General features: G+C 63.2%; 18 protein-coding genes. 6 read left to right on the top strand and 12 right to left on the bottom strand.

Features of this window, described 5'->3' with window-relative positions:
• Nucleotides 1-25 precede the first annotated feature (25 nt).
• Nucleotides 26-184 carry a YqaE/Pmp3 family membrane protein gene (locus WF331_RS09820; protein ID WP_003177654.1) on the bottom strand — a complete coding sequence of 53 codons (159 nt, stop codon included), beginning with the start codon at nt 182-184 and terminating at the stop codon, nt 26-28.
• Nucleotides 185-336: 152 nt separating this feature from the next.
• Nucleotides 337-1617 carry an aspartate aminotransferase family protein gene (locus WF331_RS09815; RefSeq protein WP_049273807.1) on the bottom strand — a complete coding sequence of 427 codons (1281 nt, stop codon included), beginning with the start codon at nt 1615-1617 and terminating at the stop codon, nt 337-339.
• Nucleotides 1618-1827: 210 nt separating this feature from the next.
• On the opposite strand from WF331_RS09815, the gene WF331_RS09810 reads away from it, so the two are divergent.
• The gene (locus tag WF331_RS09810) at nt 1828-2751 is read left to right on the top strand and encodes a LysR family transcriptional regulator (RefSeq protein ID WP_016484586.1); all 924 of its coding nucleotides are present in this window, start codon (nt 1828-1830) and stop codon (nt 2749-2751) included.
• A gap of 371 nt (nt 2752-3122) precedes the next feature.
• On the opposite strand, the gene WF331_RS09805 is transcribed toward WF331_RS09810, so the two are convergent.
• The 9 genes from WF331_RS09805 to bioB form a co-directional block, all read right to left on the bottom strand.
• Complete coding sequence (locus WF331_RS09805) at nt 3123-4901, bottom strand: acyl-CoA dehydrogenase C-terminal domain-containing protein (protein WP_016497677.1); 1779 nt, start codon at nt 4899-4901, stop codon at nt 3123-3125.
• 124 nt (nt 4902-5025) lie between these two features.
• Complete coding sequence (locus WF331_RS09800; protein WP_340622855.1) at nt 5026-6309, bottom strand: GGDEF domain-containing protein; 1284 nt, start codon at nt 6307-6309, stop codon at nt 5026-5028.
• Between the two features lie 203 nt (nt 6310-6512).
• Nucleotides 6513-8318, bottom strand: a complete 1806-nt coding sequence (locus tag WF331_RS09795) for a phenylacyl-CoA dehydrogenase (RefSeq protein WP_059394958.1) — start codon at nt 8316-8318, stop codon at nt 6513-6515.
• Nucleotides 8319-8605: 287 nt separating this feature from the next.
• Nucleotides 8606-8902: a hypothetical protein gene (locus WF331_RS09790; RefSeq protein ID WP_016497674.1), complete on the bottom strand. Its 297-nt coding sequence runs from the start codon at nt 8900-8902 to the stop codon at nt 8606-8608.
• Between the two features lie 212 nt (nt 8903-9114).
• Entirely contained in the window at nt 9115-9795 is a 681-nt protein-coding gene (gene bioD / locus WF331_RS09785; RefSeq protein WP_016497673.1) for a dethiobiotin synthase, read from the bottom strand.
• 10 nt (nt 9796-9805) lie between these two features.
• The gene (gene bioC, locus WF331_RS09780; RefSeq protein WP_016497672.1) at nt 9806-10624 is read right to left on the bottom strand and encodes a malonyl-ACP O-methyltransferase BioC; all 819 of its coding nucleotides are present in this window, start codon (nt 10622-10624) and stop codon (nt 9806-9808) included.
• Nucleotides 10617-11348 (bottom strand): alpha/beta fold hydrolase, encoded by a 732-nt coding sequence (locus tag WF331_RS09775; RefSeq protein WP_284361930.1) that lies wholly within the window; start codon nt 11346-11348, stop codon nt 10617-10619. Before WF331_RS09775 ends, bioC begins: the two co-directional genes overlap by 8 nt.
• The gene (gene bioF, locus WF331_RS09770) at nt 11341-12513 is read right to left on the bottom strand and encodes an 8-amino-7-oxononanoate synthase (RefSeq protein WP_340622854.1); all 1173 of its coding nucleotides are present in this window, start codon (nt 12511-12513) and stop codon (nt 11341-11343) included. Before bioF ends, WF331_RS09775 begins: the two co-directional genes overlap by 8 nt.
• Nucleotide 12514: 1 nt before the next feature.
• Entirely contained in the window at nt 12515-13573 is a 1059-nt protein-coding gene (bioB, locus tag WF331_RS09765; protein ID WP_016497669.1) for a biotin synthase BioB, read from the bottom strand.
• Nucleotides 13574-13662: 89 nt separating this feature from the next.
• On the opposite strand from bioB, the gene WF331_RS09760 reads away from it, so the two are divergent.
• The 4 genes from WF331_RS09760 to rarD all read left to right on the top strand — a co-directional run bounded on the left by WF331_RS09760 (nt 13663) and on the right by rarD (nt 17297).
• Nucleotides 13663-14394, top strand: a complete 732-nt coding sequence (locus WF331_RS09760) for a ComF family protein (RefSeq protein WP_340622853.1) — start codon at nt 13663-13665, stop codon at nt 14392-14394.
• A 59-nt stretch (nt 14395-14453) separates the two neighbouring features.
• Nucleotides 14454-15218 carry a TOBE domain-containing protein gene (locus WF331_RS09755; RefSeq protein WP_340622852.1) on the top strand — a complete coding sequence of 255 codons (765 nt, stop codon included), beginning with the start codon at nt 14454-14456 and terminating at the stop codon, nt 15216-15218.
• A gap of 152 nt (nt 15219-15370) precedes the next feature.
• Nucleotides 15371-16345, top strand: coding sequence for a serine/threonine protein kinase (locus WF331_RS09750; protein WP_019470553.1), 975 nt, complete (start codon nt 15371-15373; stop codon nt 16343-16345).
• 64 nt (nt 16346-16409) lie between these two features.
• Nucleotides 16410-17297, top strand: coding sequence for an EamA family transporter RarD (rarD, locus tag WF331_RS09745; RefSeq protein ID WP_340622851.1), 888 nt, complete (start codon nt 16410-16412; stop codon nt 17295-17297).
• 305 nt (nt 17298-17602) lie between these two features.
• Here rarD and WF331_RS09740 read toward each other — a convergent pair whose 3' ends face one another.
• Entirely contained in the window at nt 17603-18121 is a 519-nt protein-coding gene (locus tag WF331_RS09740) for a glycine cleavage system protein R (protein WP_049275374.1), read from the bottom strand.
• 449 nt (nt 18122-18570) lie between these two features.
• On the opposite strand from WF331_RS09740, the gene WF331_RS09735 reads away from it, so the two are divergent.
• Nucleotides 18571-20748, top strand: coding sequence for a malate synthase G (locus tag WF331_RS09735; protein ID WP_174370553.1), 2178 nt, complete (start codon nt 18571-18573; stop codon nt 20746-20748).
• Nucleotides 20749-20795 lie beyond the last annotated feature (47 nt).

Below are 20795 nucleotides of genomic sequence, written 5' to 3'. Positions count from 1 at the left end.
GGCCGCTTTGCGGCCCCAGAAAACTTCACCGCTTGGCGATGATGTACACCGCGTGCACGATCCCCGGAATGTAACCCAGCAAGGTCAGCAGAATATTCAGCCAGAACGCCCCGCCAAACCCCACCTGCAGAAACACGCCCAGCGGTGGCAGAAGAATGGCGATGATGATGCGAATAAAGTCCATGCGAGTCTCTCCTGAAGGGTTACATCAAAGACTAGCCGCCCGCCACAGAGGTTCCACAGGCAAAAAAAAACGCCCCGGGCCGAATAAAACAGGCCAGGGGCGATGCGCAGGAACGCCAGACGGTTCGTAGAATTCTCGGTCTTGCCAAACAGCTACGCCGGCATTTCGCGGCGGGCCTGCTGCTGGGCATGCAGGCGGGCAAAGGCGCGGGCCAGGCGCAGCAGCATTTCGTCGATGTTGCCCTTGCTCACGGTCAGCGCTGGCGACAAACGCACCACATCCGCTTGCGGTGCATTGAGCAGCAGGCCTTCATGCAGGGCCGCTGCCACCAACTCTTTGGCCAGGTTTTCTTTCAGTTGCAGTGCCCACAGCAGGCCTTGCCCGCGCACCTCACCCTGCCCATAGCGCCCAGCCAGGCGGCTCAGGCCTTCACGCAGGTGGCGGCCGTTATCCTGCACCTGGGCGAAGAAGCCAGGCTCCAGCACGGTGTCCAGCACAGCCAGGCCGGCGGCGCACATCAGCGCATTGCCATGGTGGCTGCCTTCCAGTTCGCCAGGCTCGGCGCAGCATGCCGTGCCCCGGGCGAGCAAGGCAGCCAGGGGCACACCGCCGCCCAGTCCCTTGCCCAAGGTGATGATGTCGGCGCGCACGCCATACAGCTCCTCGGCCAGCAGCGCGCCACAGCGGCCAATACCGGTCTGCACCTCATCGAGGATCAGCAGGATGCCCAGTTCACGGCACAGTGTTTCCACGCCCTTGAGGTATTCCTGGGTGGCGGGGATAACACCCGCCTCGCCCTGGATTGGCTCAAGCATGATGGCCACGGTGCGCGAATCCACGGCGGCGTGCAGGGCGGCCAGGTCGTTGAACGGCACTTTGCTGAAGCCCGGCAGGCCAGGCTCACAGCGGTTGCACGGCAGCGGGTCGGACGCCGACAGGGCGCCCAGGCTGCGGCCATGGCAGGCCTGGGTGGCAGTGATGATGTGATAGGCGCCGTTGCGGTGCAGCTGGCCCCACTTGCGCGCCAGCTTGATCGCACCTTCACAGGCCTCCGCACCGCTGTTCAGCAGGTAGGCCTGCTCGCTGCCGGTGCTCTGGCACAGGCGGTTGACCAGCCCCAGCAGGCCCCGGCTGTGGAAGCCCGAGCCCGGGTTGATCAGCGCCTGGGCCTGGTTGCCCAGTGCCTTCACCAGCACGCTGGGGCTATGGCCCAGGCTGTTGACTGCACCACCCTGGGTAAAGTCCAGATAGGCACGCCCTTCGTTATCCCACAACCAGGAGCCCTGACCACGTACGAACACCTGCGCTGCCCGTTCGGCGCTGGGCATCAGGCGATCACGCGACAGCTCATCAGCGTGCGGCACGATCACCGGCGCGCGCTTGGGCTCGGCGACAGCGGCAGGGGCCGAGCGGCGCAGGTTGAACAGGTTCATCAGGGCTCCAACCAATCACGGTAAAGGGCGGCTACGGTGCGGTCTTGGTGCCGACACTCGATATTTTGCCTTGCCTATCAAAAGTGTTTTTCATCCGGGGTAACAATCGACCCAATGATCGCTGTAACCCGTTGGAATACCGCGATAGACTAGGCTTCGCGAGGGTTTTCGACCATTTCGTTTTTCCAGCATTTTCGATAAGTGTTACTTATGGATTTCCGCCAACTGCGTTATTTCGTCGCGGTGTATGAAGAAGGCCACGTGGGCCGCGCCGCCGAGCGCCTGTCACTGTCCCAGCCGGCACTCTCCCAGCAGATCCGCCAACTGGAACACAGCCTCGACCTGAGCCTGTTCGAGCGCAGCAACAAGCGCCTGCTGCCCACCCTGGCTGCCCACACCCTGTACAACCACGCCTTGCCATTGCTCGATGGCCTGCAGCGCGCCCACGAGGCCATGCGCAACTTCAAGGGCCAGTCGCTTCGCACCTTGGCTATCGGCGTGTTGCAGACCGTGCGGCCGAGCCTGGTGCCACAGCTCCTCGAACGGCTGCGCAAGGCACAGCCGCACCTTGTGGTGCAGATCTACGAGTTGTCGGGGCTGGAGATCGAACGGCGGCTGCTCAACGGCAGCCTGGACATCGGCATCAGCTACCTGCCACCGCGCCAGCCCGGGCTGCATGGCCTGCTGCTGTACGAAGACGAGCTGCAGTTGGTGATCCCCGATACCCACCCGCTGAAGGATTTCAAGAAGGTTTCCATCCGCCAGGCAGCCGAATTGCCCATGCTGATGCTGGGCGAAGAGTTCCAGATCCGCCAGATCTGGCAGGCGCAGCTGGCCAGCCAGGGGCGGCGGCCACACGTACAGGCAGAGATGAACAACATGGCGGGGATTCTCGACAGCCTGGCGCACACGGCACTGGCCACCATTCTGCCGGGCCGGGCCAAAGAAGCCGCCGAGGATGATCAGGGCCTGCTGTGGAAGCCGTTGAGCGAGCCGCGGGTGCCGCTGAAGGTTGGCCTGGTGTTTCGCGATGCCCAGCGCCAGCAGGCGTCTGTAGAGCTGCTGCGCACCCTGCTGGAGGAAGAGACGGACGCCCGCCTGTTGGGCGCATCGCCGCTGGATGTGCTGGCCTGAAAAACACGCGCACAAAGAAAACCCCGCCGAAGCGGGGTTTTCCAGACTGTTTCCCTGTGACATCCGTATCACCCCGCCATCCTGGGCAGGTGGTCCTTCGTCGTCTTCCTTGATCTGTCCTTTGCGCTTCCTGCGCAACGTCCATGTGATAAAGATTAACCGTGGATCCAATCTGAGAACAGTGGTGAAAAGTCACCACGTCGTGTAGGAAAAAGCTTACAAAGAAGATTCATGCCGTGAATTGGGGTGCTGCGCAGCCCATCGCGGCACAAGGCCGCTCCCACATGGGACCGCGCAACTGTCCAACTCTACGCGATACCTGTGGGAGCGGCCTTGCGTCGCGATGGGCCGCAAAGCGGCCCCAGAATCCGTCAGAACTGCTCGGCATCCAGCAGGTAAAGCGACTCGCTCCCCGCCTTCACCGATGCCACCAGCGAATCCACCCGTGGCAGCAACCGCGCAAAGTAGAACCGCGCCGTCCCCAGCTTGCCCGAGTAGAACGCCTCGTCCCCCTCACCCGCCTTGGCCGCCCGCGCCATCAGCGCCCACATGTAGGCATAGGCCACATAACCAAAGGCATGCAGGTACTCGACCGACGCCGCGCCAATTTCATTCGGGTTGCCCTTGGCCTGTTCCAGCACCCATTCGGTCAGCCCGTCGAGCTGGTCGAGGCTGGCAGCCAACGGCTTGGCAAACTCGTCCAGTTCGCTACCAGCACTGGCAATGAACTGGCGGATCTCATCAGAGAACAGCCTGTAGTACGCGCCACCGCTGGCCACCACCTTGCGCCCCATCAGGTCGAGGGCCTGGATGCCGTTGGTGCCTTCGTAGATCTGCGTAATGCGCACATCACGCACCAGCTGCTCCTGCCCCCACTCACGGATATAACCATGCCCACCGAACACCTGCTGGCCATGCACCGTGCTCTCCAGCCCCAGGTCGGTGAGGAACGCCTTGGCCACCGGTGTCAGCAGTGCCACCAGCTCTTCGCTGCGCTTGCGCACGGCGGCGTCTTCGCTGTACTTGGCACTGTCCAGTTGCATGGCTACATAAGTGGAGAAGGCGCGGCCACCCTCGATCTGCGCCTTCATGGTCAGCAGCATGCGGCGCACGTCCGGGTGGACGATGATCGGGTCGGCGGCCTTGTCCTTGGCATGCGGGCCGGTCGGGGCGCGGCTCTGCAGCCGGTCGCGAGCGTATTCCACCGCGTTCTGGTAGGAGCGTTCGGCGGAGGCCAGGCCCTGGATGCCAACACCCAGGCGCTCGTAGTTCATCATGGTGAACATGGCCGCCAGGCCTTTGTTCGGCTCACCGACGATGTAGCCCACCGCTTCGTCGAAGTTCATCACACAGGTAGCCGAGGCCTGGATGCCCATCTTGTGCTCGATCGAGCCGCAAGTAGCCGGGTTGCGCGTCCCCAGGCTACCGTCTTCATTCACCAGGAATTTCGGCACCAGGAACAGCGAAATGCCTTTCGGCCCCGCCGGGGCATCCGGCAGCTTGGCCAGCACCAGGTGGATGATGTTCTCGGTCAGGTCGTGCTCGCCACCGGTGATGAAGATCTTGGTGCCGCTGACCTTGTAGCTGCCGTCGGCCTGCGGCTCGGCCTTGGTGCGGATTATGCCCAGATCGGTACCGGCATGCGGCTCGGTCAGGCACATTGACCCCGCCCAAACGCCGGCGTACATGTTCGGCAGGTACTTGGCCTTCAGCGCTTCGCTGGCGTGCGCATTGATCGACAGGCAGGCGCCAGCAGTCAGCATCGGGTACAGGCCAAACGCCAGGCTGGAGGCGTTGACCATTTCCTCGACCTGGGCCGAGATGGCCTTGGGCATGCCCATGCCGCCGAACACCGGGTCGCCGCCCACGCCTACCCAGCCGCCTTCGGCGTAGGTGTTGTAGGCCTCGATGAAACCGGCCGGTGTGCTTACCGCACCGTTGTCCCAGTGGCAGCCTTCTTCATCGGCGCCGCGGCTGAGCGGCGCGATGGTCTTGGCGGTGACCTTGCCGGCTTCTTCCAGCACGGCCATGGCCGTATCGGCATCGACTACCTCAGCCAGCCCGGGCAACTGCGCCCACTGCTCGGCCACATTGAAGACTTCATTCAGTACGAAGCGCATGTCGCGCAGGGGCGCTTTATAGTCAGCCATGACAACCTCTCGCTAGTCGGGTCGGGGCGGTCTCGGGGAACCGCGACACTGGGGTTACCGGCAGTGTAACCGAACAACTTTTACGAGACATAGGGTCATCAACTGACCGCCCAGTCTTGCCCAGTCACTCCGTACGCACTGCACCGCGCTGCGATTGTTGCCCATGCACCATGACACAATTGCGCCCTGCGCCTTTGGCGCTGTACAGCGCCTGGTCAGCGGATTTGAGCACCGCCTCAGGGTTACGGTGGTCAACCTGGCGCTCGGCCACACCGATGCTGATGGTGACCGAAACCGTCCCGCCGCTGTTGCCCGCCCGGCGCTGGCGCCCGCTTGTATCGTCCTGTGGGCGGCTGCTCTGGTCGCGCAGGTGCATCACATAGTTGGCAATCACCTCGCGCACGGCCTCCACGTGGGGCACACATTCCTCGGCGGTCTTGCCGGCGAACACCAGGGCGAACTCCTCACCACCATATCGATAAGCGCGCCCACCGCCGGTCACCTTGGACAAGCGGCTGGCGACCAGGCGCAACACCTGGTCGCCCACGTCGTGCCCGTGGGTATCGTTGAATTTCTTGAAGTGGTCGACATCGGTCATGGCGATCACGTAGTTACGCCCCAGGCGCTGCATGCGCTCGTTAAGCGCACGGCGCCCCGGCAGGCCGGTCAGCTCGTCACGGAAGGCCATCTGGTAGGCCTCGTGCGCAACCGCTGCGGCAATCATCAACATCACCTGGCTGCACATGATGTTCAGTGTGAACGGCAGGATGAAGGTTTGCGGCAGCATCCAGAAAATGCCCAGCAGGCCGGTTATCAACGCAGCGTGCAGCGGCCGCGGTGCGCGCAGGTATTGCACCACCAGCAGGATGAACACGCCGAGGAACAAGGGGTAGACCATCTGGATCAGGCTCATCCACTGGCCATGCAAGGTTGGCCAGCGTATCTCCGCCAGCCAGGTCAGCAGCGCTTCGGGGTAGCTTTGTTCGAGGGCTACCGCCACGCTGCCCACGGCAAACAGCACGGCACCGCGGGCGACCATGTCCTGAAGCAGGTGGGTACGTTCCTGCCAGGCACCGTACAGCCCGAACAGGGCGGGCAGCAGCAGGCACACCAGGTGGAAGATCACGGCCGCGTCCTCGCGCACGCGGCCATGGTCACGGTAGAAGTCGGTCTGGGTGTCGAGCAGGTAGTAGGCGATGTACACCGTGAGCATCATGAACAGCTCACGCTGGCGGCGGTACACCGCGCAGTAGGCACCGCCCAGCAGCAGCACCAAGGTAGGCAGGACGTTGAACAGCGATGTGAAAAAGACGCTGAGGTCTCTCACATAGGCTGCGGCGAGCCCTGCCAGCAACAGGATCAGCGAAGGCAGGAAGTGGCTTGCGCGAACAGCGTTAAGACGAAACAAGGGTAATCTCCAACCCGGCAGATCAATAGTGGCATTGTGCCCTTACTTCATCGGCAGTGCACATGAACAGTTGAATATCAGTTCCGACGCGGCCCCCGTAGGAACAGCCTTGTGCTGCCCCTACAAGGGATAGGCATCCGGCTGCAGAATGAAAAAACCCGCCTGCCGGTGACGGCAGGCGGGTTTTGGGTACAGCGGCTGAATCAGTACGACAGGCCGAAGTGCTCTTCGTCCATCGCCATCAGGTTGTTGGCGCCCGACAGCATGGTCGCCACATGCGTACGGGTACGCGGCAGGATGCGCTGGAAGTAGAAGCGCGCAGTCTGCAGCTTGGCGGTGTAGAACGCCTCTTCGCTGGTGCCGGCAGCCAGCTTCTCGGCTGCAAGGCGGGCGATGTCGGCCCAGAAGTAGGCCAGGCAGGCGTAGCCGGAGTACATCAGGTAATCCACCGAGGCCGCACCCACTTCTTCGCGGTCCTTCATGGCGGCCATGCCCACTTTCATGGTCAGCTCGCCCCACTCCTTGTTGATTGCCGCCAGCGGTTCAACGAACTCCTTGACCGCTTCATTGCCTTCCTGCGCCTGGCAGAACTTGTGCACGATCTTGGTGAAGCCCTTCAGGGCCTCGCCTTGGGTCATCAGCACTTTACGGCCGAGCAGGTCGAGGGCCTGAATGCCGGTGGTGCCTTCGTACAGCATGGAGATACGGCTGTCGCGCACGTTCTGCTCCATGCCCCACTCGGCGATGAAGCCATGGCCGCCGTATATCTGCACGCCGTGGTTGGCCGCTTCGAAACCGACTTCGGTCATGAACGCCTTGGCGATCGGGGTCAGGAACGCCAGCAGGGCGTCAGCCTTTTTGCGCTCTTCTTCGTCCTGGCTGTACTTGACGATGTCCACCTGCTTGGCAGTGAAGTACACCATCGCACGGTTGCCTTCGGCGAAGGCTTTCATGGTCAGCAGCATGCGGCGCACGTCCGGGTGGACGATGATCGGGTCGGCAGCCTTGTCCGGCGCTTTCGGGCCAGTCAGGGAACGCATCTGCAGGCGCTCACGGGCGTACTTCAGGCCACCCTGGAAGGCCACCTCGGCATGCGCCAGGCCTTGCAGCGCGGTACCCAGGCGAGCAGTGTTCATGAAGGTGAACATGCAGTTCAGGCCTTTGTTGGCCGGGCCGATCAGGTAGCCGGTTGCCGCATCGAAGTTCATCACGCAGGTAGCGTTGCCATGGATGCCCATCTTGTGCTCGATGGAACCGCAGCTCACGCCATTGCGCTCGCCCACGCCGCCTTCGGCATTGGGCAGGAACTTCGGCACGATGAACAGCGAAATGCCTTTGGTGCCGGCTGGTGCGTCCGGCAGGCGGGCCAGGACGATATGGACGATGTTGTCGGCCATGTCGTGTTCACCGGCCGAAATGAAGATCTTGGTGCCCGACACTTTGTAGCTGCCGTCGGCCTGTGGTTCGGCCTTGGTGCGCAGCATGCCCAGGTCGGTACCGCAGTGAGGTTCGGTCAGGCACATGGTGCCGGTCCACTCACCGGAGACCAGTTTGGTCAGGTAGGTGTGCTGCTGCTCGGCAGTGCCGTGTGCGGAGATGGTGTTCATCGCGCCATGCGACAGGCCTGGGTACATGCCCCACGACCAGTTCGAACCGCCGACCATTTCGCTCAGGGCCAGGCCCAGCGATTCCGGCAGGCCTTGGCCGCCATGCTCGACGTCATGCGCCAGGCTCGGCCAGCCGCCTTCGACGAACTGCTCATAGGCTGCCTTGAAGCCAGTCGGGGTTTTAACGCCCGATTCGCTCCAGGTGCAGCCTTCCTGGTCACCGACACGGTTCAGCGGGGCCAGCACCTGCTCACAGAACTTCGCGCCTTCTTCGAGGATCGCATCGACCATGTCGGGCGTGGCGTCCTGGCAGCCCGGCAGGCTCTGATAGTGCGCCTCATAGCCAAGCAGTTCGTCGCGAACGAAGCGGATATCACGCAAGGGGGCTTTGTAATCAGGCATTGCGATGAACCTCTGGGTCAGTTCTGTGGGGGTGACCAGCTCTTGGCGGCCGTCTATCAAACAGTTGTTTGAAACTTACGTTTAGCTCTGGCTTATGTCAAGGAGGGACTATGGTGCCATTTGCGCCACGAAAAATGGCGTTTACGCCACGCTCAGAAAAAACGCCGCCTCTGTGGGAGCGGGCGTGCCCGCGAAAGGGCCCGGCCAGACAAAAGAGATGCCTGACCTGACGCATTCGCGGGCACGCCCGCTCCCACAGGGGCTGTGTTTAATTTGAGGGTTGCCTGTCAGGCGTAGGTGTCGATGATCCGACCGAGCATTTCGTCGGATGCCTTGACCACCTTTGCACCAAGCTCGACTTCGGTTTTGCCAACAACCATTTGCACGGTGCTGGTGGCCAGGTCCATCTGCTGGCTGCGATCTACTGCGCGCAGGCGTTCAGCCTGAAAATCGCTGGACTGGCTGGTGGCGGTACGTTCGGCTGTGGTGTTGGCGATCTGGCCTGCGGCCTGATCGACGCGGTTCTGGCCGGTTTGAATCGCACTCAGGCCCGCGTAATAGGCGGAGCTACCGGTGATTTCCATGTCAGGACTCCATTGACGCTGGATAACGAACAGCCCCAATTAAAGCAGGCTGGGCGCGAAAAGGCCCGTTTAAAACCCTAATGGCCTGGTGCCAGTTGATAGGCCTTGGGTATTCCTGCACCGGCCCTATCGCCGGCAAGCCAGCTCCTACAGGTACCACGTAACCCTTGTGGGTGCTGGCTTGCCGGCGATAGGGCCGGGGCTGGGCAAGGCTAATCCAGCAGATCCAGTTGCAGATGCTCAGCCACCATATCGGCACTGGCTTGCTTCAGTTTGGGCACCCGCCCAAGGCAAGGCGCAGGCAAGCGCTCTGCCAGGCTGGCAAGGTTCTCTTCAAGACGCGAAGTACGGGGCTCGATGATGTTCGCCACCCACCCGGCCAATTGCAGCCCATCCCGCTCGATCGCCTCGGCGCTGAGCAAGGCATGGCTGATGCAACCCAACCGCACCCCCACAACAAGAATCACCGGCAACTGCAGGGCAACGGCGAGGTCGGAAAGGTTCTCCAGGCCCGACAGCGGCACACGCCAGCCACCGGCCCCTTCGACCAAAGTGAAATCGGCATTTTGTTGCAGCACATTGCGCATTGCCGCGAGCAACTCCGCAACAGCCAGCGTCACCCCCGCCTCACGCGCCGCCACATGCGGGGCAATGGCAGGCTCGAAGGCAAACGGGTTGACCTGGTCGTATGGCAACTTGATCGTGCTTTCGTCGATCAGCGCCTGGGCATCACTGTTGCGCAAGCCCTTCGGTGTCATGGTGCAGCCGGAGGCCACCGGTTTGGCACCCAGAGTGCTCATGCCCTGCAAGCGCGCCGCGTGCAAAAGCCCGGCGGCGATGGTGGTCTTGCCGACATCGGTATCGGTACCGGCAATGAAATAGGCCTGGCTCATCTCGCTCCCCTTACGCCTGTGGCTTGCGCAACACACCATAGACCACCTGATAGGTGGCTGGCAGCCCCTCAGGCTGGCGAAATGCTTCGTAGGCCTGCAACAGGCCGTGCATGCGGGCCCGACCGGTGAGGCCTGAAGGGCGGCCCGGGTTGAGGTTGTGCGCGCCCAGTGCCTTCAGCTCATGGGTGAGGCTGCGAACATCCGGGTAGTGCAGCACATGCGGGCAGCGCTGCAGCCCAAGTTGTTCAAAGCCGCTGCCGGCACACAGGCGCTGGTAATCCTCGAACCGGCGGAAGCGGTTCACATGCACCAGGCCATCCACGGCCTGCCAGCTGGCACGCAACTCGTCGAGGGTACCCACGCACAGGCTGCTGAAAGCCAGCACGCCACCCGGGCGCAGTACTCGCAACGCCTCTGCAAGCACACAGGCGAACTGGTCGCACCACTGCACGGCCAGGCTGGTGAACACAAGGTCGACACTGGCATCGCGCAGCGGCAAGCGCTCGGCGTCACCGGCCACGTGGTAGTGCGCCCCACCTTGTTCATCCCGCGCGTGGCGCAGCATGCCTTCGGCGATGTCCACTGCCACACCGCTGGCCTGTGCGAAACACTCGGCCAGTTTTCGGCTGAAATGGCCGGTTCCACTGCCCAGGTCCAGCCAGTGCGAGGGTTGCAAGCCGGCTGGCAACTGCTCCAGCAGGTTCAAACCTACGGCGCGCTGCAAGGCCGCCACGCTGTCGTAGCTGGCCGCAGCGCGGGAGAACGAAGCCGCCACCTGGCGTTTGTCGGGCAATGCGCCGGGCAGGGTCGGACGGGAAAGGTCAGTCATCGCCACTCTCATGCAGGAAACTCTTGATGCCCGCCGCCAGCTCCTGCGGGTACTCCAGCAGGAACGCGTGGGAACTGTCTTCGACCAGGCCCACTTCCACATCCGGCAGCAGCTCGCTCAACGCCTTGGCTGCCTCGGCCGGCACCAGCGCATCGCTGCCGGCAAACAGGTGCAATTGCGGGCCGGCATATGCCTGCAGTGCTTCGCGGGTGTCCAGCTTGGCCAGCACCTCAAGGCCGGTTGCCAGGTACAGCGGGTCGGTCTCCGGCACCCCGACACCCAGTTGGCGCAGCAACGTACGTGGCTGCTGGGCACCATCACTGCACAAGGTACGGAAGCGTTTGAGGGTGACCTGGGTATGGCTGCGGCAGCCGTCGAGGAAGGTGCCGAAGGTGTCTTCAGGCATGCCGTGGGGCCAGTCTGGCCGGGCGACGAAGCTGGGGTTGCTGGCCAGGGTCAGCAGGCCACAGCAGTGGTCGCCGCGCTGGTGCGCCAGCGCGCTGGCCAGCATGCCACCCAGCGACCAGCCACCCAGCCAGACATCGCTGGGCACCTTGCGGTCCAGGTGGTCGACCCAACCCTGCACATCGCTGTGGTCCAATTCCGGCAGGGGCATCAGCTCTACCTGCAAGCGGGCATCCTGGGCGCGCAGGCTGGCTGCCAGCGGCTCCAGTGAGGCAGTGCCCAGGCCCCAGCCGGGCAGCAATACAAGACGATTACGCATCGGCGTTCTCCAACTGTGGATAACACTCGGCCAATGCATTCAACAATAGCTGCACCTGCGCCTCGCTGTGCGCGGCGCTCAAGGTCACCCGCAGGCGTGCGCCGCCCGCCGGCACGGTGGGTGGGCGGATGGCCGTTACCAGCAAGCCGCGCTCGCGCAGCATGCGCGACAGGCGCAGGGCCTGTGCGCTGTCGCCGATCATGATCGGCTGGATCGGCGTCGGGCTGTCCATCAACGCCAGCCCGATCTGCTGTGCGCCTTCGCGGAACTGGCGAATCAACGCCGCCAGGTGCTCGCGGCGCCAGGTTTCGTGACGCAACAGTTCCAAGCTCTTGAGCGTGGCACAGGCCAGCGCCGGTGGCTGGCTGGTGGTGTAGATGTAAGGGCGGGCAAACTGCACCAGCGCCTCGATCAGCTCTTCGCTGCCGGCAACAAAGGCACCCGCAGTACCGCAAGCCTTGCCCAGCGTACCGATCAGCACCGGTACGTCATCCACGCTCAGGCCGAAGTGCTCGACGATGCCGCCGCCCTGTGCGCCGAGTGTGCCCAGACCATGGGCGTCATCGACCATCAGCCAGGCACCGCGGGCGCGAGCGACATCGGCCAGTGCCGGCAGGTCGGCCAGGTCGCCGTCCATGCTGAACACACCATCGGTCACCACGAGCGTATTACCGACCGCCTTGTCCAGGCGGCTGGCCAGGCTGGCCGCATCGTTATGCAGGTAGCGGTTGAAGCGTGCACCGCTGAGCAGCCCGCCATCCAGCAGCGAGGCGTGGTTCAGGCGGTCTTGCAGTACGGTATCGCCCTGTCCCACGAGCGCGGTGATGGCGCCCAGGTTGGCCATGTAGCCCGTAGAGAAGAGCAACGCGCGCGGGCGGCCAGTGAGTTCGGCCAACGCTTCTTCAACCTGGTGGTGCGGCGTGCTGTGGCCGACCACCAGGTGCGAGGCACCGCCACCGACACCCCAGCGCTCGGCACCGGCCTGCCAGGCGGCGATGACTTTGGGGTGGTTGGCCAGGCCCAGGTAGTCGTTGCTGCAGAAGGCCAGCAACCGCTGGCCGTCGACCACCACTTCCGGCCCCTGCGGGCTCTCCAGCAGTGGCCGCTGCCGATACAGGTCTGCGGCGCGCCGTTCGGCCAGGCGCGCCGCCAGGTCGAAGGCCATGTCAGGCCGATGCAGCGTTGTAGAACATCTCGCTGCTGCGCTGTTCGACCAACGCCTGCTCGATGGCCGCCTGATGCACTTCGTCGGCGTGCTCTTCACGCGCTTCGGGCTTGATGCCCAGGCGTGCGAACAATTGCATGTCCTTGTCGGCCTGCGGGTTGGCGGTGGTCAGCAGTTTTTCGCCGTAGAAGATCGAGTTGGCACCCGCCATGAACGCCAAGGCCTGCATCTGCTCGTTCATCTGCTCGCGGCCGGCGGACAGCCGCACGTGCGACTTGGGCATCAACAGGCGGGCGACGGCCAGCATGCGGATAAAATCGAACGGGTCGACGTCCTCTTCCTCGGCCAGCGGCGTGCCGGCAACCTTGACCAGCATGTTGATCGGCACCGACTCGGGGTGCTCGGGCAGGTTGGCCAACTGGATCAGCAGGCCGGCGCGGTCGTCCAGCGATTCGCCCATGCCCAGGATGCCGCCGGAGCAGATCTTCATCCCCGCATCGCGCACGTAGGCCAGGGTCTGCAGGCGCTCGCTGTAGGTGCGGGTGGTGATGATGCTGCCGTAGAACTCCGGCGAGGTGTCGAGGTTGTGGTTGTAGTAATCCAGGCCAGCCTGGGCCAGGGCTGCGGTCTGCTCCTGGTCGAGCTTGCCGAGGGTCATGCAGGTTTCCAGGCCCATGGCCTTCACCCCTTTGACCATCTCCAGCACGTAAGGCATGTCTTTGGCAGACGGGTGCTTCCACGCCGCGCCCATGCAGAAGCGGGTGGAACCGATGGCTTTGGCGCGGGCAGCCTCCTCCAGCACCTTCTGCACTTCCATCAGCTTCTGTTTTTCCAGCCCGGTGTTGTAGTGGCCGGACTGTGGACAATATTTGCAATCTTCCGGGCAGGCGCCGGTCTTGATCGACAGCAGGGTCGAAACCTGTACCCGGTTAGGGTCGAAATGCGCGCGGTGCACGGTCTGCGCCTGGAACAGCAAGTCATTGAACGGTTGCTGGAACAGCGCCTTGACCTCGGCCAGGGACCAGTCGTGACGTGTTGTTGCAGTTGTGCTGGCGCTCATCGGCGTTTCCTTGTTTAGGCTGTAGCTGGCGCCGGGACAGGAAAGCCCACAAGCGCATCACGGATAGCCCGCATAGTTACGGAAGGCCCATGAACTGTCAACCACACTGGAAAAGACTGGTTTACAAGTGCTCACTTATTAATCAAATGTGTTTATTGTGTGACGAGCCTGCCGATCAGGCCTACCCGATGTGCATCGCCTGCGAGGAGGAACTGCCTTGGCTGGGCGATCACTGCCTGCAATGCGCCCTGCCCTTGCCGATGGCCGGCCTGATCTGCGCCCAGTGTTCCCGCCGCTTGCCGGCGTTCGAACAGGTCATTGCGTTGTGGCATTTCGGTTTTCCGGTGGACACGTTGATCAGCCGCTTCAAGCACAATCGTCAATGGCCTTTGGGGCGCTTGATGGCCGAACTGCTGGGGTATGGGCTGCTGCATCGCTTTGCAGAAGGCCTACCCCGCCCTGACCTGCTGTTGCCTGTGCCCTTGGCCAAGCGTCGACTGCGCGAGCGCGGGTTCAACCAGGCCGGGATGCTGGGGCGGTGGTTGTCTACGCAACTTGGGCTACCGTGCGATGAGCGATTGTTGCTGCGCACGCGCGAGACGCCTGCGCAGCAAAAGCTGGATGCCCGGGCGAGGCGGCGCAATTTGCGACAAGCGTTTGCGCTCTCGGGTGAACTGACGGGCAAACATGTCGCTATTGTCGATGATGTGTTCACCACCGGTGCCACCGCGCAGGCCATCGCCGAGGTGCTGCGCAAGGCCGGAGCGCGGCGGGTAGAGGTGTATTGCCTGGCGCGCACGCCCAAGCCGGGGTATGCATGACCCTGCGCAGTCCTCCACAATCCGCTTTCAGGACCTTCACCTACAACGACTCAATGCCCATGCCCCTACCCACCCTGCTTACCCAGCACATCGCCCGCCGCCCCCAGCGCATCGCCCTGCTGCGGCACATTGCCGAACAAGGCTCGATCACCCGCGCCGCGAAGGCTGCGGGTGTCAGCTACAAGGCGGCCTGGGATGCCATAGACGAGCTCAACAACCTGGCCAGCCAGCCGCTGGTAGAACGCAGCACCGGTGGTCGTGGCGGTGGCGGTGCGCGTTTGTCGCCGGAAGGCGAGCGGGTGTTGCGTCTGTATCAAAGGTTGCAGGCCCTGCAGGCCGAAATTCTTGAGGCCGCCGAAGAATCCAGCGACCTCGACCTGCTCGGTCGCCTGATGCTACGTACCAGTGCGCGCAACCAGCTCCAGGGCCAGGTCAGCGGCCTGCGCCGCGAGGGCCGGTATGACCGCGTCAGCCTGGCATTGGGCGGTGGGCTGGAGATTGATGCGCTGATCACCCACGACAGTACCGCGCGGCTGGAGCTGACACTGGGGACGACGGTGGTGGCGCTGCTCAAGGCGGGGTGGGTACGGTTGCTGGCAGAGGGGGAGGCAGCCGACGCGGGCAGCAACTGCTTGAGTGCAACCGTGGAAGAAGTGTTGGCAGAGGATGAGGGGCCCAGTGAGGTGCGGCTGGCGTTGGGCAATGGGCAGACGTTGTGTGCCATCGCCGAGGCGGATTGGTTGGCTGGGCAGCAGGTGGCGGCGGACAGTGCGGTGCGAGTGCAGTTTCATCCGTCCTATGTGTTGATTGGGGTTCCTGCATAGCTTGGCCGCGCATTGCGCGGTTCGCGGGCGCGCCCGCCCCCACAAATCTTGAAAATTGCGCTGTGCCTGTGGGAGCGGGCATGCCCGCGAAGAGGCCGGTACAGGCATAACGCGTTACCATGGCCCCACGCTGCTTACCCTCCGGAGTCACCATGTCCCACCCCTTCGACACCCTCACCCCCGACCTGGTCCTGGACGCAGTGGAAAGCATCGGCTTTCTCAGCGACGCCCGGGTGCTGGCACTGAACAGCTACGAGAACCGCGTCTATCAGGTGGGCATCGAAGACGCACAGCCGCTGATCGCCAAGTTCTACCGCCCAGGCCGCTGGAGCGATGCGGCGATCCTCGAAGAACACAGCTTCACCGCCGAACTCGCCGACTGCGAGGTGCCGGTGGTTGCGCCGATGCAGCACGACGGCCGCACCTTGTTCGAGCACCAGGGCTTCCGTTTCACTCTGTTCCCGCGCCGCGGCGGCCACGCTCCGGAGCCGGGCAACCTCGACCAGCTCTACCGCCTTGGCCAGTTGCTCGGCCGCCTGCATGCCGTGGGCGCCACCAAACCATTCGAGCACCGTGAGGCCCTGGCTGTGGACAACTTCGGCCACGCCTCGCTGAACACCCTGCTGGACGGTGGTTTTGTCCCTCGCGAACTGTTGCCCGCCTTCGAGTCCGTGGCCCGCGACCTGCTAAAACGTGTCGAGGATATCTACGCACGCACACCGCACCAGCTGATCCGCCTGCACGGCGACCTGCACCCCGGCAACCTGATGCACCGTGACGAGGTGTACCACGTGGTCGACCTCGATGACTGTCGCATGGGCCCGGCGGTGCAAGACCTGTGGATGATGCTGGCCGGCAGCCGCGAGGAGCGCTTGGGGCAACTGGCCGAGCTGATCGACGGCTACAACGAGTTCCACGACTTCGACCCGCGCGAACTGGCCCTGATCGAGCCCCTGCGCGCCCTGCGCCAGCTTCACTACAGCGCGTGGCTGGCACGGCGCTGGAGCGACCCGGCGTTCCCGCCCAGCTTCCCGTGGTTCGGCCAACCCCGCTACTGGGGGGACCAGATTCTCGCCTTGCGCGAACAAATGGCCGCGCTGGATGAAGCACCGCTGAAATTGTTCTAGAAGCATGCCTACGTCTGTCTACAATAGGCGTCGCTTTATTTAGCTACCTAAGCAAGGATTCTGCATGCACGCCGCAAACCCGCGTCGCGGGTACATCCTGGGCCTGAGCGCCTACATCATCTGGGGCCTGTTCCCCATCTATTTCAAGGCAATCCAGAACGTCTCGGCGGTCGAGATCATTGTCCACCGGGTGCTCTGGTCGGCGCTGTTCGGCTCGCTGCTGCTACTGGTGTGGAAACACCCGGGCTGGTGGCGCGAACTGCGCGACAACCCGCGCCGGCTGGGCATCCTGGCGCTGAGCGGAGCATTGATTGCGGGTAACTGGCTGACCTATGTGTGGTCGGTAAACAACGGCCGCATGCTCGAAGCCAGCTTGGGTTACTACATCAACCCGCTGATCAATGTGGTACTGGGCATGCTGATTCTTGGCGAGCGCCTGCGCCGCCTGCAATGGCTGGCGGTGGGCATGGCCGCCGTAGGCGTAGCCCAGCAGGTGTGGCAGGTAGGCAGCCTGCCTTGGGTGTCGCTGGTACTGGCGCTGAGCTTCGGCTTCTACGGGCTGATTCGCAAACAGGCGCCAGTGGCGGCATTGCCGGGCCTGGTGGTGGAAACCTGGATGCTGGTGCCGCTGGCCCTTGGCTGGCTACTACTGCACCCGGCGGCGATGAGTGCCCAGGGGGCGTTTTACACCAGCAGCGAAGCACTGTGGTTGATGGCGGCCGGGCCGGTGACGCTGATACCGCTGGTGTGCTTCAACGCTGCGGCCCGGCACCTGCCATATACCACCCTGGGCTTCCTGCAGTACCTGGCGCCGACGCTGGTATTGCTGCAGGCAGTGCTGTTGTTCGATGAGCATTTGTCGTCGAGCACGTTGGTGGCGTTCATGTTCATCTGGGCGGGTTTGGCGATCTACAGCGTCGATGCGTGGATGAATTTGCGCAAGCGCAGCTGATCAAAAAACGATCAAAACTCTGCAGGCCATGCGGTTCGCGGCCTGCAGCGACATCTCCAAAGGTTATCCACACCCTCGTCCCCGTGCTTTGTGCACAAGCTACTGATTACTGGGTGTTTTTTGATCAAAACTGCGCAGGGCACAGAGGGCCTGGGGTAGAGAGGTACACCCCCAGGTTATCCACAGGGCCTTCCCCGTGATATCGGGATAACCGCAAGGGGCTGCTCCTACAGGAGTTATGCAATTTCCTGTAGGAGCAGCCTTGTGCTGCGAATGGGCCGCAAAGCGGCCCCGGCGATCTCGAATCAATCCTCCGCCCGCAACTGCAACTCCACCATCAAATCGTCCGCCAGACTCTCCAGCTTCTGCTGCAGTTCATCCAGCGAAAGGGTCAACGGCAGCGCCAGCAATGCATCGGCATGAAACAGCGGCTCGCTGCTCATCGGTGCCGGCCGCACCTCAGTGGTAAACCGCTCAAGGTTCACCCCAAGATCCGCCAGCAACCGGGTAATGTCCCGCACGATCCCCGGCCGGTCATTCCCCACCAGTTCCATGGCAATCGGCTTCCAGGTACACGACGGCTCGATGCCGCTCTCGGCAATCAGCACGCGAATGTCATACCGGGCCAGCCCCTGCAACGATGCCACCAGTTCAGCGTAATTCTCAGCCGGCACCGCCACCCGCAGGATGCCGGCAAACTGCCCGGCCATACGCGACATGCGGCTTTCCAGCCAGTTGCCACTGTGGTCGGCGATGCACTGGGCAATGCGTTCGACCTGGCCAGCCTTGTCAGGGGCGATAACAGTCAGTACAAGATGATCCACAAGCCCTTCCTCGTGTCGGACCGCGCCCGGCGGCAGAAAATCGGGGGATCGACTCAGTATAGGCAAGGCGCGGCAACCTGCCGCAGGGCGGCCAGCACAACGAATCGTGTACTGTTTCAAGATTTATCTGGAACAATCCACCTGTTTTTTGCGAACATACCCACTCCCAGCGTGACCATACGCGACCAACGGGTCGCATAACGGCGCTTTTAGTCTGATTTTGCCCCGCCTACTGCTTCATGTAGTATCCCGTGGCGCGGACTACAAAACGTCGTTTGGATGTCTGCCAAGGCGCCTGTGAAAATACGCACACTGCCTGCCGGCCCGTCTGGCAAGCCGCACCCAGCCGCGCCCGGTACAACCCGGGGGCACGCACTGGTGCCGTGTTTAGAGAAGCGCTACAGGCTTAATACAGAAGAGCGAAATAGCTGAGCAGAGTGAGGCAAGCAATGACTGGATACGTTCAAGTCGGTGGCCTTCAGGTCGCCAAGGTCCTGTACGACTTCGTGAACAACGAAGCCATTCCCGGGACCGGCATCGTCGCCGAGCAGTTCTGGGCGGGTGCAGAGAAGATCATCAATGACCTCGCTCCAAAGAACAAAGCCCTGCTCGCCAAGCGCGACGAGCTGCAAGCCAAGATCGACGCCTACCATCAGGCACGCAAAGGCCAGGCCCACGACGCCGTCGCCTATAAAGCATTCCTCCAGGAAATCGGCTACCTGCTGCCACAAGCCGACGATTTCCAGGCCACCACCCAGAACGTGGACGAAGAAATCGCCCACATGGCCGGCCCGCAGCTGGTGGTGCCGGTAATGAACGCCCGCTTCGCCCTGAACGCCGCCAACGCACGCTGGGGTTCGCTGTATGACGCCCTGTACGGTACCGACGCCATCAGCGATGAAGGCGGCGCCGAAAAAGGCCAGGGTTACAACAAGGTCCGTGGCGACAAGGTCATCGCCTTCGCCCGCGCCTTCCTCGACGAGGCTGCGCCACTGGCTGCCGGCTCTCACGTCGACTCCACCGGCTACCGCATCGAAGGCGGCAAGCTGGTTGTTGCCCTGAAAGGCGGCAGCAACAGCGGCCTGCGTGACGACGCCCAGCTCATCGGCTTCCACGGTGACGCCGCCGCACCAACCGCCGTGCTGCTCAAGCACAACGGCCTGCACTTCGAAATCCAGGTCGATGCCAACACCCCGGTTGGCAGCACCGACGCCGCCAGCGTGAAAGACATCCTGATGGAATCGGCACTGACCACCATCATGGACTGCGAAGACTCGGTTGCCGCCGTCGACGCCGACGACAAGGTTATCGTCTACCGCAACTGGCTGGGCCTGATGAAAGGCGACCTGGCCGAAACCGTGAGCAAGGGTGGCAAAACCTTCACCCGCACCATGAACCCGGACCGCGAGTACGCCGCGCCCAATGGCGGCAGCGTGACCCTGCACGGCCGTTCGCTGCTGTTCGTGCGTAACGTTGGCCACCTGATGACCAACCCGGCGATCCTCGATGCCCAGGGCAACGAAATCCCCGAAGGTATCCAGGACGGCCTGTTCACCAACCTGATCGCCCTGCACAACCTCAACGGCAACACCAGCCGCAAGAACACCCGCACCGGCAGCGTGTACATCGTCAAGCCGAAGATGCATGGCCCGGAAGAAGTCGCTTTCGCCGCCGAAATCTTCAGCCAGGTCGAAGACCTGCTGGGCATGCCACGCAACACCGTCAAGGTCGGCATCATGGACGAGGAGCGCCGTACCACGGTCAACCTCAAGTCCTGCATCAAGGCTGCCGCCGAGCGCGTAGCGTTCATCAACACCGGTTTCCTCGACCGCACTGGCGATGAAATCCACACCTCGATGGAAGCCGGCGCCGTGGTGCGCAAAGGCGCCATGAAAAACGAGAAGTGGATCGGTGCCTACGAAAACAACAACGTCGACGTTGGCCTGGCCACCGGCCTGCAAGGCCGTGCGCAAATCGGCAAAGGCATGTGGGCCATGCCCGACCTGATGGCTGCCATGCTCGAGCAGAAGATCGCCCACCCGCTGGCCGGTGCCAACACCGCCTGGGTGCCGTCACCGACTGCCGCCACCCTGCACGCCCTGCACTACCACAAGGTGGACGTGCAGGCGCGCCAGCGTGAGCTGGCCTCGCGTACCCCGGCATCGGTGGACGACATCCTCGCCATCCCGCTGGCCGCCGACACCAACTGGTCGGACGAAGAAATCCGCAACGAGCTGGACAACAACGCCCAGGGCATCCTCGGCTACGTGGTGCGCTGGATCGACCAGGGTGTGGGTTGCTCGAAGGTGCCGGACATCAACAACGTCGGCCTGATGGAAGACCGTGCCACCCTGCGCATTTCTGCCCAGTTGCTGGCCAACTGGCTGCGCCATGGCGTGGTCAGCCAGGATCAGGTGCTGGAAAGCCTCAAGCGCATGGCCGTGGTGGTCGACCAGCAGAACGCCGGTGACGCCCTGTACCGCCCGATGGCGCCGAACTTCGACGACAACGTCGCGTTCCAGGCGGCTGTAGAGTTGGTGGTGGAAGGTGGCAAGCAGCCGAACGGCTACACCGAGCCGGTGCTGCACCGCCGTCGCCGCGAGTTCAAGGCGCGTAACGGGTTGTAAGTAACACCTGCGAACGAGGGCCGCTGTGCGGTCCTTTCGCCGGCAAG

It is taken from the genome of Pseudomonas sp. YNh (genome assembly GCF_037993085.1).
Lineage (GTDB): Bacteria > Pseudomonadota > Gammaproteobacteria > Pseudomonadales > Pseudomonadaceae > Aquipseudomonas > Aquipseudomonas putida.
Note: the sequence above shows the minus strand (reverse complement) of the source record. Positions and strands in the feature narration are given on the sequence as shown.

Coding starts and splice junctions, on each gene's coding strand:
- WF331_RS09790 (WP_016497674.1), bottom strand. CDS start 8,902: ATGGAAATCACCGGTAGCTCCGCCTATTACGCGGGCCTGAGTGCGATT.
- bioC (WP_016497672.1), bottom strand. CDS start 10,624: ATGACTGACCTTTCCCGTCCGACCCTGCCCGGCGCATTGCCCGACAAA.
- WF331_RS09750 (WP_019470553.1), top strand. CDS start 15,371: ATGTCCCACCCCTTCGACACCCTCACCCCCGACCTGGTCCTGGACGCA.
- WF331_RS09755 (WP_340622852.1), top strand. CDS start 14,454: ATGCCCCTACCCACCCTGCTTACCCAGCACATCGCCCGCCGCCCCCAG.
- WF331_RS09795 (WP_059394958.1), bottom strand. CDS start 8,318: ATGCCTGATTACAAAGCCCCCTTGCGTGATATCCGCTTCGTTCGCGAC.
- WF331_RS09810 (WP_016484586.1), top strand. CDS start 1,828: ATGGATTTCCGCCAACTGCGTTATTTCGTCGCGGTGTATGAAGAAGGC.
- bioB (WP_016497669.1), bottom strand. CDS start 13,573: ATGAGCGCCAGCACAACTGCAACAACACGTCACGACTGGTCCCTGGCC.
- WF331_RS09760 (WP_340622853.1), top strand. CDS start 13,663: ATGAACTGTCAACCACACTGGAAAAGACTGGTTTACAAGTGCTCACTT.
- rarD (WP_340622851.1), top strand. CDS start 16,410: ATGCACGCCGCAAACCCGCGTCGCGGGTACATCCTGGGCCTGAGCGCC.
- bioF (WP_340622854.1), bottom strand. CDS start 12,513: ATGGCCTTCGACCTGGCGGCGCGCCTGGCCGAACGGCGCGCCGCAGAC.
- WF331_RS09820 (WP_003177654.1), bottom strand. CDS start 184: ATGGACTTTATTCGCATCATCATCGCCATTCTTCTGCCACCGCTGGGC.
- WF331_RS09775 (WP_284361930.1), bottom strand. CDS start 11,348: ATGCGTAATCGTCTTGTATTGCTGCCCGGCTGGGGCCTGGGCACTGCC.
- bioD (WP_016497673.1), bottom strand. CDS start 9,795: ATGAGCCAGGCCTATTTCATTGCCGGTACCGATACCGATGTCGGCAAG.
- WF331_RS09805 (WP_016497677.1), bottom strand. CDS start 4,901: ATGGCTGACTATAAAGCGCCCCTGCGCGACATGCGCTTCGTACTGAAT.
- WF331_RS09735 (WP_174370553.1), top strand. CDS start 18,571: ATGACTGGATACGTTCAAGTCGGTGGCCTTCAGGTCGCCAAGGTCCTG.
- WF331_RS09815 (WP_049273807.1), bottom strand. CDS start 1,617: ATGAACCTGTTCAACCTGCGCCGCTCGGCCCCTGCCGCTGTCGCCGAG.